At 70.6% G+C, this 13,853-nt stretch carries 10 protein-coding genes; 9 read left to right on the forward strand and 1 reads right to left on the reverse strand.

Features of this window, described 5'->3' with window-relative positions:
• Positions 1-111 precede the first annotated feature (111 nt).
• Positions 112-984 carry a DUF4184 family protein gene (locus tag AB0D01_RS16025; protein WP_363055761.1) on the forward strand — a complete coding sequence of 291 codons (873 nt, stop codon included), beginning with the start codon at positions 112-114 and terminating at the stop codon, positions 982-984.
• A gap of 40 nt (positions 985-1,024) precedes the next feature.
• Here the strand turns inward: AB0D01_RS16025 and polA are convergent, their stop codons facing one another.
• The gene (gene polA, locus AB0D01_RS16030; RefSeq protein WP_363055762.1) at positions 1,025-3,745 is read right to left on the reverse strand and encodes a DNA polymerase I; all 2,721 of its coding nucleotides are present in this window, start codon (positions 3,743-3,745) and stop codon (positions 1,025-1,027) included.
• Between the two features lie 352 nt (positions 3,746-4,097).
• Here polA and AB0D01_RS16035 point away from each other — a divergent pair, with 352 nt between their 5' ends.
• From AB0D01_RS16035 to AB0D01_RS16070, 8 genes are all read left to right on the forward strand, one after another.
• Positions 4,098-6,368, forward strand: a complete 2,271-nt coding sequence (locus AB0D01_RS16035) for an FdhF/YdeP family oxidoreductase (protein ID WP_363055816.1) — start codon at positions 4,098-4,100, stop codon at positions 6,366-6,368.
• A gap of 54 nt (positions 6,369-6,422) precedes the next feature.
• Entirely contained in the window at positions 6,423-6,923 is a 501-nt protein-coding gene (locus tag AB0D01_RS16040) for a hotdog fold thioesterase (protein ID WP_363055763.1), read from the forward strand.
• 227 nt (positions 6,924-7,150) lie between these two features.
• A complete protein-coding gene (locus AB0D01_RS16045; RefSeq protein ID WP_363055764.1) occupies positions 7,151-7,552 on the forward strand; it encodes a hypothetical protein in 402 nt (133 codons plus the stop codon).
• Between the two features lie 542 nt (positions 7,553-8,094).
• Positions 8,095-9,330 (forward strand): branched-chain amino acid ABC transporter substrate-binding protein, encoded by a 1,236-nt coding sequence (locus AB0D01_RS16050; RefSeq protein WP_363055765.1) that lies wholly within the window; start codon positions 8,095-8,097, stop codon positions 9,328-9,330.
• A gap of 113 nt (positions 9,331-9,443) precedes the next feature.
• Positions 9,444-10,376 carry a branched-chain amino acid ABC transporter permease gene (locus tag AB0D01_RS16055; RefSeq protein WP_363055766.1) on the forward strand — a complete coding sequence of 311 codons (933 nt, stop codon included), beginning with the start codon at positions 9,444-9,446 and terminating at the stop codon, positions 10,374-10,376.
• A gap of 5 nt (positions 10,377-10,381) precedes the next feature.
• Positions 10,382-12,097 carry a branched-chain amino acid ABC transporter permease gene (locus AB0D01_RS16060; protein ID WP_363055767.1) on the forward strand — a complete coding sequence of 572 codons (1,716 nt, stop codon included), beginning with the start codon at positions 10,382-10,384 and terminating at the stop codon, positions 12,095-12,097.
• A 5-nt stretch (positions 12,098-12,102) separates the two neighbouring features.
• Complete coding sequence (locus tag AB0D01_RS16065) at positions 12,103-13,071, forward strand: ABC transporter ATP-binding protein (protein ID WP_363055768.1); 969 nt, start codon at positions 12,103-12,105, stop codon at positions 13,069-13,071.
• Positions 13,068-13,784: an ABC transporter ATP-binding protein gene (locus AB0D01_RS16070; RefSeq protein ID WP_363055769.1), complete on the forward strand. Its 717-nt coding sequence runs from the start codon at positions 13,068-13,070 to the stop codon at positions 13,782-13,784. Before AB0D01_RS16065 ends, AB0D01_RS16070 begins: the two co-directional genes overlap by 4 nt.
• Positions 13,785-13,853 lie beyond the last annotated feature (69 nt).

Consider the following 13,853-nt stretch of genomic DNA (forward strand, 5'->3'; position numbering starts at 1 on the left):
ACGACAACTCCCTGCACAGGGCACGCACCGTGCGGGCTTGTTCACCGGATCCCCACGTACGTGCGCGGCTCACGCATACTGTGGCGACGCAAGGAATCGAGGTCGGCCCGCATGCCGTTCACACTCAGCCACGCCGCCGCCGTCCTTCCGGCCATCGGCCGCGACGGGCGGGCGCGGGGCGCGTTGGTGGCCTCGGCGCTGGTCTTCGGGTCGTTCGCGCCGGACACCGTCTTCTTCGCCGACGCCGTCGTCCCCGGCTTCATGGAGTACGGCACCTTCACGCACTCCCTGCCGGGCGTGCTCACCGTCGACGCCGTCCTGACCGCCGTGCTCGCCCTGTGCTGGCTGCTGTCGCGCGAGCCGCTCGTGGCGCTGCTGCCGCGGGCCTGGCGGGGGCGGGTGCACGCCTTCGTGCGGGGTGAGCCCTGGCACGGGCGCGGGCCGCTCGCGCTCGCGCTGTGGTTCTACGCCTCGGCGGTGGCCGGGTCCCTCACCCACGTGGTCTGGGACAGCTTCACGCACGGCGACCGGTGGGGCACCGACGCGCTGCCCGCCCTGGAGGAGACCTTCGCCCTCGGCCTGCCCCTCTACACCTTCCTCCAGTACGGCACTTCGGCCCTCGCCGCCTGCGCCGTGGGCTGGTTCACGGTGACCGGCCTGCGCAGGCTGCCGGCGACTGCCGCCCCGGCGTCCGTACCGGTGCTCGGCCGCGCGGAGTCGTGGGGCGGACTGCTGCTCGTCCTGGCCTGCGCGGGGGTCGGGATCACCCTGCGGGTGATCCGCTTCTTCACCTTCCACGACCGGATCCGCAGCCCCCTCGACATCATCCCGACCGTCTGCTTCGGCGCCGGCGCCGGCCTCGCCGTCGGACTCCTGCTGTACGCGGCCCTCGTACGGCTGCGCCACCGCCCCGGCGGCGCGCCCACGGGCACCGGGGAGCCCCGCACGCGTACGCCCGTCCCCGCCGGGCGGGAACGGGCGTAGGGGCGGGCGGGCCGGCCCGGGAGCGGGCCGGCCGCCACCGTCAGTGCGCGGCGGACTCCCAGTCCGGGCCGACGCCCACCGACACGTCCAGCGGGGCCCGCAGCTCGACGGCGGCCCCCATCTCGCGCCTCACCAGTTCCTCGACGCGCTCGCGCTCGCCGGGGGCGATCTCCAGCACGATTTCGTCGTGCACCTGGAGCAGCATCCGCGAGCGCAGTCCGCCTTCGGCCAGGGCCTTGTCCACGCGCAGCATGGCGACCTTGACGATGTCGGCGGCGGTGCCCTGGATCGGGGCGTTGAGCGCCATCCGCTCGGCGGCCTCGCGGCGCTGCCGGTTGTCGCTGTTGAGGTCGGGCAGGTAGCGGCGGCGGCCGAAGACCGTCGCCGTGTAACCGGTGGCACGGGCCTCGTCGACGACCCGCTGGAGGTAGTCGCGGACCCCGCCGAACCGTTCGAAGAAGGTGTCCATCAGGCCGCGGGCCTCGGCGGGCTCGATGTTCAGCTGCTGGGCCAGACCGAACGCGGACAGCCCGTACGCCAGACCGTAGGACATGGCCTTGATCTTGCGGCGCATCTCGGCGTCGACCTCGGACCGCTCCACGCCGAACACCTGGGAGGCGACGGTGGTGTGCAGGTCCTCGCCGGAGGCGAACGCCTCGATCAGGCCCTCGTCCTCGGAGAGGTGGGCCATGACGCGCAGCTCGATCTGGCTGTAGTCGGCGGTCATGAGGGACTCGTAGCCCTCGCCGACGACGAACCCGCGGCGGATGGCGCGGCCCTCGTCGGTGCGCACCGGCACGTTCTGCAGGTTCGGGTCGGTGGAGGACAGTCGGCCCGTCGCGGCGACGATCTGGCTGAAGCTGGTGTGCACCCGGCCGTCGGGGGCGACGGACTTGACCAGGCCCTCGACAGTGACGCGGAGCTTGGCCTGCTCCCGGTGGCGCAGCATGATGACCGGGAGTTCGTGGTCGGTCTGCGTGGCCAGCCAGGCCAGCGCGTCGGCGTCCGTGGTGTAACCGGTCTTCGTCTTCTTCGTCTTGGGCAGGTCCAGCTCCCCGAAGAAGACCTCCTGGAGCTGCTTGGGCGAGCCGAGGTTGAACTCGTGGCCGACGGCGGCGTGCGCCTCCTTCACGGCCTGCTGCACGGCGCCCGCGAACTGCTGCTCCATGCCTTCGAGGTGGTCGCGGTCGGCGGCGATGCCCGCCCGCTCCAGCCGCGCCAGCAGTTCCGAGGTGGGCAGTTCCATCCCGTGGAGCAGTTCCACGGCGCCCACCTCGGGCAGTCGGGCGGTGAAGGCGTCGCCCAGGTCGAGGACCGCGCGGGCCTGTGCCATCAGGGCGTCGGCCTCGGCGGTCTCGTCGGCCCCGAAGGCCAGCTGGCCGTCGGCGGCCGGCGGGGCCAGCTCCCGGTGCAGGTACTCGTTGGACAGCACGTCCAGCGCGAAGGACCGCCGGCCGGGCTTGACCAGGTAGGCGGCGAGGGCGGTGTCCATGGTGACGCCGGCGAGGGTCCAGCCGTGCTCGGGGAAGACCCGCATCAGGTTCTTGGCGTTGTGCACGACCTTGGGGCGCTCCGCGTCGGCGGCCCAGGCGGCGAAGGCCCGCTCGTCGGCCTCGTCCAGCCCGGTGGGCTCGAACCAGGCGGCGGCGCCGTCGGCGGACGCGAGCGCGATCTCGGCGACGTTGCCCTGGCCCAGGGCCCAGCTGTCGACGGTGGACACGCCGAGGGGGGCGTGCGCGTGCTCGCGCAGCCAGGGCGCGAGCTCACCCGCGCCGAGCACCGAGCCGTCGATCTCGACGCCGGCCGCCGGGGCGGGCGCCTCCTCCTCGGCCGAGCCCGGGTCCACGGCCAGGAGCCGCTCGCGCAGGGAGGCGTTGCGGATCTCCAGCACGTCCAGCACACCGGTGACGGCGGACCGGTCGTAGGGCAGTCGGGTCAGGTCGGCGGGGGTCTTGGGCAGCTCGACGTCCTTGACCATCTCGGTCAGGACCCGGTTGAGCTTGACGGCCTCCAGGTGGTCCCGGAAGTTCTGCCCGGCCTTGCCCTTGACCTCCTCGGCGCGCTCCACCAGTTCCTTGAACGAACCGAACTGGGTGATCCACTTGGCGGCGGTCTTCTCGCCGACGCCCGGGATGCCCGGCAGGTTGTCGGACGGGTCGCCGCGCAGCGCCGCGAAGTCCGGGTACTGCTGCGGGGTGAGCCCGTACTTCTCCTCGACCTTCTCCGGCGTGAAGCGGGTCAGCTCGGAGACGCCCTTGGTCGGGTAGAGCACGGTGGTGTGCTCGGAGACCAGTTGGAAGGAGTCCCGGTCGCCGGTGACGATGAGCACGTCGAAGCCGAGGGCCTCGGCCTGCGTCGCGAGCGTCGCGATCACGTCGTCGGCCTCGAAGCCGTCGACCGCGAACCGCGGCACCTTCATCGCGTCGAGGAGCTCGCCGATCAGCTCGACCTGCCCCTTGAACTCGTCGGGGGTCTTGGAACGGTTCGCCTTGTACTCGGGGAACTCCGTCGAGCGCCACGTCTTGCGCGACACGTCGAACGCCACCGCGAAGTGCGTGGGCGCCTCGTCGCGCAGCGTGTTCGCCAGCATCGACGCGAAGCCGTAGATGGCGTTGGTCGGCTGGCCCGTCGCGGTCGTGAAGTTCTCCGCGGGCAGCGCGAAGAACGCCCGGTACGCCAGGGAGTGCCCGTCCATGAGCATCAGGCGGGGGCGGTCCGCCGCGGTCGTCTGGTCGGTCTGCTTCGATGCTGTCTCTGCCACGCTCCCGATCCTAGGCGCCCGCACCGACAATTCCGGCGCCGTCGAACCCGCCGCTACCGCCGACGCCCCGCGGACCCGCCGCGGGCCCGGCTCCGGCCCGCCGCGAAGCCGCCGCCGGACCGCCGCCGGCCCCCGCGCCCCTCCCGCACGCCCTCCCGCCCGCTCGCCCGCGCACCCCGCGCGCCCACCTCCCGCCACCAGGGGCGCGTCCGCCCCACCGGCCGCCCCCGGCGCACCCTGCCCGGACGCCGGGGAGCCCCGGACCGCCCTCCCGCGTTCCCGACCTCCGTGAAAGGATCGAAGGATGCGGCAGCACGTGCTGCCTCCGTACGTACGCTCGAAGGGGAGCGCCATGGCGACGAAGCCGCCCGTAGGTGATCCGGTGCAGGACGCTCCGCAGGTCACCCCGCCGAAGCACGCGGCCGCGGGCCTCCCGGCGATCGGCCACACCCTGAAGATCGCGCAGGCGCAGATGGGCCTGGCCCGCACCGCCCGCACCCTCCTCAAGGTCAACCAGAAGGACGGCTTCGACTGCCCCGGCTGCGCCTGGCCCGAGGGCGACGAGCGGCACGCGGCGGAATTCTGCGAGAACGGCGCCAAGGCCGTCGCCGAGGAGGCGACGCTGCGCCGCGTCACCCCCGCCTTCTTCGCCGCGCACCCCTTGGCCGACCTCGCCGAGCGCTCCGGCTACTGGCTCGGCCAGCAGGGCCGCATCACCGAGCCCCTCTACCTCCCCGAGGGCGGCGACCGCTACGAGGCGATCGGCTGGGACCGCGCCTTCGAGGTGATCGCCGAGGAGCTGCGCGCCCTCGACTCCCCCGACGAGGCCCTCTTCTACACCTCGGGCCGCACGAGCAACGAGGCCGCGTTCCTCTTCCAACTGTTCGCCCGCGAGTTCGGCACGAACAACCTGCCCGACTGCTCCAACATGTGCCACGAGTCCTCCGGCTCGGCCCTCGGCGAGACCATCGGCATCGGCAAGGGCAGCGTCTCCCTGGAGGACCTGCACCAGGCCGAACTGATCATCGTCGCCGGCCAGAACCCGGGCACCAACCACCCCCGCATGCTCTCCGCCCTGGAGAAGGCCAAGGAGTCCGGCGCCCGGATCATCTCGGTCAACCCGCTGCCCGAGGCCGGCATGGAGCGGTTCAAGAACCCGCAGACCCCCCTCGGCATGCTGCGCGGCACCGCCCTGAACGACCTCTTCCTCCAGATCCGCATCGGCGGCGACCAGGCCCTCTTCCGCCTCCTCAACAAGCTCGTCATAGAGACGGACGGCGCCACCGACGAGGCCTTCATCCGCGAGCACACCCACGGCTACGAGGACCTCGTCGCCGCCGCCCGGGACACCGACTGGGACGAGACCATCGAGGCCACCGGCCTGACCCGGCACGAGATCGAGGCCGCGCTCGCCATGGTCCTCGCCTCGAAGCGCACCATCGTCTGCTGGGCCATGGGCCTGACCCAGCACAAGCACTCCGTCGCCACCATCCGCGAGGTCGTCAACCTCCTCCTGCTGCGCGGCGACATCGGCCGCCCCGGCTCCGGCGTCTGCCCCGTCCGCGGCCACTCCAACGTCCAGGGCGACCGCACCATGGGGATCTTCGAACGCCCCGCGCCCGCCTTCCTCGACGCCCTCGACAAGGAGTTCGGCATCACCTCGCCGCGCGGCCACGGCTACGACGTGGTCCGCTCCATCGAGGCCCTGCGCGACGGCCGCGCCAAGGTCCTCTTCGCCATGGGCGGCAACTTCGTCGGCGCCACCCCCGACACCACCGTCACCGAGGCCGCGATCCGCCGCGCCCGCCTCACCGTGCACGTCTCCACCAAGCTCAACCGCTCCCACGCGGTCACCGGCCGGCGCGCCCTGATCCTTCCCACCCTGGGCCGCACCGACAAGGACGTACAGGCCTCCGGCCGGCAGTTCGTCACCGTCGAGGACTCCATGGGCATGGTCCACGCCTCCCGCGGCAACCTCGCCCCCGCCTCCCCGCACCTGCTCTCCGAACCCGCGATCGTCGCCCGCATGGCCCGCGCCGTGCTCGGCGAGGCCTCCGCGACCCCGTGGGAGGAGTTCGAGAAGGACTACGCCGCCATCCGCGACCGGATCTCCCGCGTGGTCCCCGGCTTCGAGGACTTCAACGCCCGCGCGGCCCGCCCCGAGGGGTTCCGCCTGCCCCACGCCCCGCGCGACGAGCGGCGCTTCCCGACCCGGACCGGCAAGGCCAACTTCACCGCCGCCCCCGTCGAATACCCGCGGGTGCCCGCCGGCCGGCTGCTCCTGCAGACCCTGCGCAGCCACGACCAGTACAACACCACGATCTACGGCCTCGACGACCGCTACCGGGGCATCACCGGCGGCCGCCGCGTCGTCATGGTCAACCCCGAGGACGCGGCCGAGCTCGGCCTGGCCGACGGCTCCTACACCGACCTCGTCGGCGAGTGGAAGGACGGCGTGGAGCGGCGTGCCCCGGGCTTCCGCGTCGTGCACTACCCCACCGCGCGCGGCTGCGCCGCCGCCTACTACCCGGAGACCAACGTGCTCGTGCCGCTGGACTCCACCGCCGACGTCAGCAACACCCCCGCGAGCAAGTCCGTCGTCGTCCGCTTCGAACCGGCCTGATAGAACGACCCCAGGACAAGATGGTTAACGAACGTTGACGAACGGAGCCGGCCCATGGGCGAGCGCCACGCTGTGAAGTTCCCGCAGGAAGTCCTCGACGAGTACACGGCCCTGGGCATCGACCTGCCCGCGCTGTTCTCGGCGGGCGACCTCGGCGAGCGGATGGAGATCCGCATCCTGGAGGCCTCCGCCGAGCGGATCGTCGGCACCATGCCGGTCAAGGGCAACACCCAGCCCTACGGTCTGCTGCACGGCGGCGCCTCCGCCGTCCTGGCCGAAACCCTCGGGTCGGTCGGCGCCATGATGCACGGCGGCATCGGCAAGGTGGCCGTCGGCGTCGACCTCAACTGCACCCACCACCGGGGCGCCCGCACCGGCATCGTGACCGGGGTGGCCACCCCGGTCCACCGGGGCCGTTCCACCACCACCTACGAGATCGTGATCTCCGACGACCAGGACCGGCGCGTGTGCACCGCCCGCCTGACCTGCCTGTTGCGCGAGGTGGACCCGGCCGCCGCCGGCGCGGCGGTGGCCTCGCAGAGCCCCTCCGCCTGATCCCCGCACCCCTCGGGAAACCCCGTACGGCGCCCCACGGGCCCGGTCCCGCGCCACCACGGCGCGGGACCGGGCCCGCGCCGCACCCACGCCCGCGCCGCGCCCCACCGGACCCCCGCCGCACCGCACCGGAGCACACCGGCCCCCGACCGCCCGGAATCCGCCAGTCCTCCCGGAACCGGCCCGCGACGGTTGTGTCACCGAAGGTGACCGCCTACCGTCCACCCATGGGGACCAAGCCACCCACCTCGGTCCGGTACCGCCGCGCGACCCTGCTCGCGGCGCTCGCCCTCGCCGGCTGCTCCCCACCCGAAGCAGCCGCCCCACCTGCCCCGACGACCTCGGCGGCCTCTCCCTCCTCCCCGGCGCAGATCTGCACGAGCCTCGTGTCCTACTGGGCCAAGGAGACGCTCAAGGGCAGCAAGTGGTCCGGTCTGGACTGGGAACAGAAGGGCCTGTCCAACGATCAGTACGCGATCCACGAGGAAGCCGTGGCCGCGGGCCGGGCGGAGGAGCGAACTGCCGGTCAGGACAGGGCACTTGAGCTGATCGACCGCCTCGTGGCCCAACGCTGCGCGGAGCGGAACGGCGCCACGTGGAGCTCGGAGAACTGGAAACCGCCGACGTGACGCGGGTCACCGGAATCCCGAGCGCGCTGTCCGCCTTCCGGGCACACCCCCCGCACGGACGAACCGCAGGTCGGCGACGTCGCGCGCAGCAGGCGACGAGCGACCGCCCCACGACCCGCCCCGCCCATTGGTCACGCAGCGTAGCGCCCACGCCGTACTGAATCCCCCCTTTCCCCCCACGGAATGCGACCCCCCGGATTCTTTCGGATACTCCCAGCCACATTCGACCGAAATTGATCAGAGACAGGAGCATGAGGCCCTCAAGCCCCTTAGAGGAACAGGGAATTCTCACGATGTGGTCATTCACAGGAGTCGAATAACGCCCGATCTGTCCGCACTCCCGCCACACATTCTTGCCCTTGGCATAACAAGAGCGTCACATCCTCCTTTCCCGGCTCCCCGCATTCGGCAACTCGGCCCTAGAGTCACGGCCAGTCACCGCGCCGCATGGCGCGACTCAGCACGGCCGTGGACCTCCCAGTGCGGCCCGGCGACCCAACGGCACCTCGACAGAGGCAGCCGCGCCAGGGAAAGGAAGAATCGTGCGACACCGTTCTTTGCTCGTTCTCACCACCGTGATCACCACGGGAGCACTGACCCTCACTGCCTGCGGTTCGCGCGATGAAGGCGGTTCCAAGGACAACTCGGGCGGCAAGAAGACCGTCGTCGTCATCGGCGTCGACGCCCCGCTCACCGGCTCGCTCTCCGCGCTCGGCCAGGGCATCAAGAACTCGGTCGACCTCGCGGCCAAGACCGCCAACAAGAAGAACGAGGTCCCCGGGATCGAGTTCCAGGTCGAGGCCCTCGACGACCAGGCCGTCCCCGCCTCCGGTCAGGCCAACGCCACCAAGCTCGTCGGCAACAAGGACGTCCTCGGCGTCGTCGGCCCGCTGAACTCCGGCGTCGCCCAGCAGATGCAGGGCGTCTTCGCCTCGGCGAACCTGGCGCAGGTCTCCCCCGCCAACACCAACCCGGCGCTCAGCCAGGGCGACAACTGGGGCAAGGGCGAGTACAAGCGCCCCTTCAAGACCTACTTCCGCACCGCCGCCACCGACGTGGTCCAGGGCAAGTTCGCCGCCCAGTACCTCTTCAAGGACGCCGGCAAGAAGAAGGTCTTCGTCGTCGACGACAAGCAGACCTACGGCGCCGGCCTCGCCGCGATCTTCTCCGACGAGTTCAAGAAGCTCGGCGGCGAGGTCGTCGGCACCGACCACGTCACCGTGAAGGAGACCGACTTCTCCTCCACCGCCGACAAGGTCAAGTCCTCCGGCGCCGACTCCGTCTACTTCGGCGGCCAGTACCCCGAGGGCGGCCTCCTCGCCGACCAGATCAAGAAGACCGGCGCCCAGATCCCGCTCATGGGCGGCGACGGCATCCAGGACCCGGCCTTCATCTCCGCCTCCGGCGAGGCCAACGAGGGCGACCTCTCGACCTCCATCGGCTACCCGGTCGAGAAGCTCCCCACCGCCAAGACCTTCATCGCCGACTACCAGGCCGGCGGCTACAAGGACCCGTACGCGGCCTACGGCGGCTACTCCTACGACGCCGGCTGGGCCGTCATCCAGGCCGTCAAGGCCGTCGTCTCCGCCAACGGCGGCAAGCTCCCCACCGACGCCCGCGCCAAGGTCGTCGAGGCCCTCGGCAAGGTCTCCTTCGAAGGCGTGACCGGCAAGGTCGCCTTCGACGAGAACGGCGACACCACCAACAAGCAGCTCACGGTCTACAAGGTCGAGGGCGGCAAGTGGATCGACGTCAAGAGCGACACGTTCAACCAGTAATCCCCTAGCACCACCCCGCACCACCCGCCACACCAGACCCACACCACCGCGCGAGGGCGCAAACAGCGCCCTCGCGCGGAGTCTTATCCGACACGCTCATCGGAGGCCCTGCGGTGCACGAACTGCCGCAACAGCTGGCCAACGGCCTGGCCCTCGGTGCCCTTTATGGCCTCATCGCCATCGGGTACACCATGGTCTACGGCATCGTCCAGCTCATCAACTTCGCCCACGGCGAGATCTTCATGATCGGCGGATTCGGGGCGCTCACCGCCTACGCCGCCCTCCCGACCGGCACCTCCCTGCTGATCGCGATACCCATCATGATCATCGGAGGTGCCCTCACCTCCGTCCTCGTCGCCACGGCAGCCGAACGCTTCGCGTACCGTCCCCTGCGCAGCGCTCCCCGGCTCGCACCCCTCATCACCGCAATCGGCCTCTCGATCGCGCTGCAGCAGCTCGTCTGGCAGTTCTACCCGGACGCCAAGAAGGCCGTCAGCTTCCCCGAGTTCAAGGGCGAGGCCTTCAAGCTCACCGACAGCCTCTCCATCCAGCGAGCCGACGCCTTCGTCCTCGTCCTGGCCCCGCTCTGCATGCTCGCCCTCGGCGTCTTCGTCTCCAAGAGCCGCAGCGGCCGCGCCATGCAGGCCACCGCCCAGGACCCCGACACCGCCAAGCTCATGGGCATCAACACCGACCGCATCATCGTCATGGCCTTCGCCATCGGTGCCGCGTTCGCCGCCGTCGCCGCCGTCGCCTACGGCCTCGACAAGGGCCAGATCAACTTCGAGATGGGCTTCATCCTCGGCCTCAAGGCATTCACCGCGGCCGTCCTCGGCGGCATCGGCAACATCTACGGAGCCATGGTCGGCGGCGTCGTCCTCGGCCTCGCCGAGGCCCTCTCGATCGCCTACATCGAAGAGATCCCCGGCATGCAGCAGCTCGGCGGTGGAGCCTGGTCCAACGTCTGGGCGTTCGTACTCCTCATCGTCGTCCTCCTCGTGCGGCCCCAAGGCCTGCTCGGCGAGCGCGTCGCGGATCGGGCGTGAGAACCATGACCAACACCACCCCCCAGACCGCCGCGGTCAAGCAGGCATCCCCCTCCGTCCTGCTCTACACCGTCATCGCCGGCAGCCTGCTGACCATCGTCAGCACCTTCCTCGCCTGGACCTGGACCGCCGAATTCCCCGGCGACCTCACCTACTACGGCGACCCGGCCCCCATCCAGCTCCTCAGCCTCGTCGGCGCCCTCCTCACCGCCGCCCACGCGCTCTCCGCGCTCGGCGTCAAGGGCCTGCGCTGGCTGACCCCCACCGGCGCCCGCAAGCCCGTGTGGATCCTCTCCCTCGGCACCCTCGCCGGCACCTGGTTCACCGTCATCGCCATCGCGGTCGTCCTCGGCGGGTTCGCCCACCTGGAACCCGGCGCCTACGTCGCCCTCGTCGGCTCGCTCGTCCCGGCCCTCGCCGCGTACAAGCTCCCCGACGACAGCCGCAAGGCCGCCCCCGCCGGAAAGCTGCCCTCCTGGGCCGAGATCCTCGTCATCGCCGCGTCCTTCGCCGCCGGCCTGTACGTGATCACCTTCGGCATCGACACCGATGACAAGGAGCCGCAGCTCTTCGTCACCTACCTGATCATCGTCGGCTTCGCGGCCTTCGCCCTGCTCAAGTCCGGCCTCTTCGACCGACTCGGCAGCCTCACCGCGAAGTACCGCCAGGTCACCCTCATCTCCACCGCCGCCGCGGCCATCGCCTTCCCCTTCATCCAGCAGAGCGGCGACACCTACACCCTCATCGCGGTCAACATCCTGATCTTCGCGACCGTCGCCCTCGGCCTCAACGTCGTCGTCGGCCTCGCCGGCCTCCTCGACCTCGGCTACGTCGCCTTCCTCGGCGTCGGCGCCTACGCCGCGGCCCTGGTCTCCGGAAGCACCGCATCCGCCTTCGGCATCCACCTCCCCTTCTGGGCGGCGGTCATCGTCGGAGCCCTCGCCTCGCTCATCTTCGGCGTGGTCATCGGAGCCCCGACCCTGCGCCTGCGCGGCGACTACCTCGCCATCGTGACCCTCGGCTTCGGAGAGATCTTCCGCATCGCCATGGGCAACCTCGACGGCACCTCCGGCCCCGACATCACCAACGGCCCCAACGGCATCCCCAACATCCCCCACCTCGAACTCTTCGGGTGGAACTTCGGGGAATCCCACGACGTCGGCGGCATCGTCCTCGGCGCCTACGCCAACTACTACTTCCTGATGCTGCTCGTCATGGCACTGGTCGTCGTGGTCTTCGCCCGAGCCGGCAGCAGCCGCATCGGACGCGCCTGGGTCGCCATCCGCGAGGACGAGACCGCCGCCGAGGCCATGGGCATCAACGGCTTCAAGGTCAAGCTCATCGCCTTCGCCCTCGGCGCCACCCTCGCCGGCCTCGCCGGCACCGTCCAGGCCCACGTCAACAGCACGGTCGTCCCCGAGAACTACGTCTTCGCCGGGCCCGTCCCGCCGAACTCCGCGTTCCTCCTCGCCGCCGTCATCCTCGGCGGCATGGGCACCATCCGCGGCCCCATCCTCGGCGCCGCACTCCTCTTCCTGATCCCCGCGAAGCTGGCCTTCCTCCAGGACTACCAGCTCCTCGCGTTCGGCATCGCCCTCATCCTGCTCATGCGCTTCCGCCCCGAGGGCCTCATCGCCAACAAGCGGGCGCAGCTCGAGTTCCACGACGACACCGCTGACCAGGCCCCCAAGGACCTGGCCACCGCCAAGGCGGGGGCGTGAACAACATGACCACCACAGACACCACCACCAAGGCCACCGTCCTCGAAGCCAGCGGCGTCACCATGCGCTTCGGCGGCCTCACCGCCGTCAAGAACGTGGACCTCAAGGTCAACGCGGGCGAGATCGTCGGCCTCATCGGCCCCAACGGCGCCGGCAAGACCACCTTCTTCAACTGCCTCACCGGGCTGTACATCCCCACCGAGGGAACCGTCAGCTACAAGGGCACCGTCCTGCCTCCCAAGCCCCACCGCGTCACCGAGGCAGGCGTCGCCCGCACCTTCCAGAACATCCGGCTCTTCCACAACATGACCGTGCTGGAGAACGTCCTCGTCGGACGCCACACCCGCACCAAGGAAGGCCTCTGGTCCGCCCTCCTGCGCGGCCCCGGCTTCAAGAAGGCCGAAGCCGCCAGCGAAGCGCGCGCCATGGAACTCCTCGAGTTCATCGGCCTCCAGCACAAGGCCGAGCACCTCGCGAAGAACCTCCCCTACGGCGAACAGCGCAAGCTCGAAATCGCCCGCGCCCTCGCCAGCGACCCCGGCCTCATCCTCCTCGACGAGCCGACCGCCGGCATGAACCCGCAGGAAACCCGCGCCGCCGAGGAACTCATCTTCGCGATCCGCGACATGGGCATCGCCGTCCTCGTCATCGAGCACGACATGCGCTTCATCTTCAACCTGTGCGACCGCGTCGCCTGCCTCGTCCAGGGCGAGAAGCTCATCGAGGGCACCGCCGCGGAGGTCCAGGGCGACGAGCGCGTCATCGCCGCCTACCTCGGCACCCCCTTCGAAGGCGCCCCCGGCGCCGAGGAGGCCGCCGAGGTCGAAGCCGCCGAGGCCCACGCCGAAGCCGACGCGAACGCGGAAGCGGAAGCCGACGCCGACGCCGACGCCACCCCCGCACCGGACTCCGACGCGGACAGCACCACCGGCACCACCGGCACCACCAGCACCACGGAAGGAGAGGCCAAGTGACCGCACTGCTCAAGGTCGAAGACCTCAAGGTCGCCTACGGCAAGATCGAAGCCGTCAAGGGCATCTCCTTCGAAGTCAACGAAGGCGAGATCGTCTGCCTCGTCGGCACCAACGGCGCCGGCAAGACCACCACCCTGCGCACCCTCTCCGGGCTCCTCAAGCCCACCGCGGGCAGCATCACCTTCGACGGTCAGCCCCTGGCCGGCATCCCCGCCCACAAGATCGTCTCCATGAAGCTGGCCCACTCCCCCGAGGGACGCCACATCTTCCCCCGGCTGACGATCGCCGAGAACCTCCAGCTCGGCGCCTTCCTCCGCAGCGACAAGGAAGGCATCGAGAAGGACATCCAGCGTGCCTACGACCTCTTCCCCATCCTGGGAGAGCGCCGCAAGCAGGCCGCCGGCACCCTCTCGGGCGGCGAACAGCAGATGCTCGCCATGGGCCGCGCCCTGATGTGCCAGCCCAAGCTGCTCATGCTGGACGAGCCCTCCATGGGCCTCTCCCCGCTGATGATGCAGAAGATCATGTCGACGATCACCGAACTCAAGTCGACCGGCATGACCATCCTGCTCGTCGAGCAGAACGCCCAGGCCGCCCTCTCCCTCGCCGACCAGGCGCACGTCATGGAGATCGGCAAGATCGTGCTCTCCGGCACCGGCCAGGAACTCCTCCACAACGAGGACGTCCGCAAGGCCTACCTCGGCGAGGACTGACCCACCCGCACCACACGAAAGGGCCCGTCTCCCCTCGGGGGGAGACGGGCCCTTTCGCACGCCGTCCGA

Origin of the sequence: Streptomyces sp. NPDC048606, from assembly GCF_040650855.1 — a bacterium.
Taxonomy (GTDB): Bacteria; Actinomycetota; Actinomycetes; order Streptomycetales; family Streptomycetaceae; genus Streptomyces.